The sequence below is a fragment of the Dietzia sp. B19 genome, from assembly GCF_014145155.1.
In the GTDB taxonomy this organism is placed as follows: Bacteria; Actinomycetota; Actinomycetes; order Mycobacteriales; family Mycobacteriaceae; genus Dietzia; species Dietzia natronolimnaea.
The window spans coordinates 1-1,703 of record NZ_JAALED010000190.1; the positions used below are offsets into that span (position 1 = coordinate 1).

Consider the following 1,703-nt stretch of genomic DNA (forward strand, 5'->3'; position numbering starts at 1 on the left):
GCCCCGGCGGCACGGCTGGTGCCGGCGCGCGTCGACCGCGGTCGCACGGCCGACACCTCGGACCACCCGGTGGGTGGCACGGGGGTGCGGCGGTGGAGTCCGTACCAGCCGGCGAGCATGGCGACGCCCATGAGGAACCCGGCCCCCACCACGAGGCTCTCCCCGGAACCGCCGAAGGTGGGTGCGCTGAGGAGGACGACGACGACGAGGACCGCGGCCGTGATCCGGGAACCGGATGCCCGGCCCTTCCCGATCAGCGCCTCCCCCTTGGAGACCTCGTCTCCGGCGGAGCGCAGGAGCAGCCACATCAGTGCGTACAGGAACACCCCGGCCCCGCCCCAGAGGGCGGCGATGACGAAGGCGATGCGGAAGAGGACGGGGTCCACCCCGTAGCGACGGCCGAATCCGCCACAGACGCCGGCGATCTTGGCGTCGTCCGGGGTCCGGACGGGTCGGGTCCGCCACAGGGAGCGGAGCTCTGATGGGACGTCGTGGGTGCTGGTGCTGGACATGACTCCATCGTGGTGGGCCGGCCGTGTTTCCACATCGGGGGCCGACCCTGATATTCGACCCTGAGAGCACCCGGCGGGGATGATGGCGGCATGGTCGACACCGTCGTGGGATTCCTGAGCTCGGACGACCCTCTGCGGTTCTTCGGTGTGACGATGGTCGGCGTCAGCGGACGCACCGTCCTCAAAGTGCTCCTCAGCGTGGCGCTGCTGGTGGTGCTGTCGCTGTTCAACTCCGCGTCGCGCACGATCATGCGGACGGTCACCGGCCCCGCGGGATCCGCATCCAGATTCTGGACCAAACAGGGTCTCCAGCTCCTCACCGCGGTCGTGGCCGTGCTGGGTCTCTTCTCTATCTGGGTGACGCCGGGGACCGACCTGACCGTGGGGATCGGGCTCGTCACCGCGGGGCTGGCCTTCGCCCTGCAGAAGGTCATCGCGAGTCTCGCGGGGTACTTCGTCATCCTCCGGGGCAGGGTCTTCGCCGTCGGTGACCGGATCGCCGTCGGGGAGGTGCGTGGCGACGTGATGTCACTCGGCTTCCTGCGGACGACCGTCATGGAGATGGGGGCCCCGTCGTCCATGACCGGATCGGAGACCGGGAACTGGGTACCGAGCCGCCAGTTCACCGGGCGGGTGGTGACCGTGTCCAACGGCGTGATCTTCGACGAGGCCGTCTTCAACTACTCCCGCGGCTTCCCCTTCCTCTGGGAGGAGATCTCGGTCAACCTCCCCTTCGACGTCGATCTGCGCGCTGTGGACGAGATGTTCTCCGCGTGCGCCGAGCGGCACACGCGCCGACTCAGCGACGAGGCGATGGCGAGTATGCAGCGGATGAGCCGCGTCTACGCGGTCGACGTCCGCGAGTTCGGACCGCAGGTCTTCGTCTCCCTCCAGGAGGACTGGATCCTCGTGACCGTCCGTTTCGTCGTCGGCAGTCACGGGGCGCGGGCGGTCAAGGACGCGATCTCACGTGACCTGGTGGCCGGGCTGAAGGAACTCGGGATCACTCCGGCGAGCGTGGCCTACGACATCCGTGCGGTGGGCGGGACCGCTCCCGGGACGGACGAACCGGGGGAGATCCCCGATACCTCTCGGGGTCGCGATCTGTGACCATGGCGGTATGAGTGAGAACGCGACCGATCAGGTGTCGGCCCCCGCGCCGCGACCGCCGGTCGCTCCACGGCCGCCCGT

2 protein-coding genes are annotated in these 1,703 nt (G+C 69.2%); one reads left to right on the forward strand and one right to left on the reverse strand.

Features of this window, described 5'->3' with window-relative positions; translation table 11 throughout:
* On the reverse strand, nucleotides 1–512 hold a 512-nt coding region (locus G6020_RS06525; protein WP_182610064.1), incomplete at its 3' end, for a PspC domain-containing protein.
* A gap of 90 nt (nucleotides 513–602) precedes the next feature.
* On the opposite strand from G6020_RS06525, the gene G6020_RS06530 reads away from it, so the two are divergent.
* Nucleotides 603–1,622: a mechanosensitive ion channel domain-containing protein gene (locus tag G6020_RS06530; protein ID WP_182610065.1), complete on the forward strand. Its 1,020-nt coding sequence runs from the start codon at nucleotides 603–605 to the stop codon at nucleotides 1,620–1,622.
* Nucleotides 1,623–1,703: the final 81 nt, after the last annotated feature.

What these genes read in the sequence shown, in the direction of transcription:
- G6020_RS06530 (WP_182610065.1), top strand. Translation starts at nt 603, where the DNA reads ATGGTCGACACCGTCGTGGGATTCCTGAGCTCGGACGACCCTCTGCGG.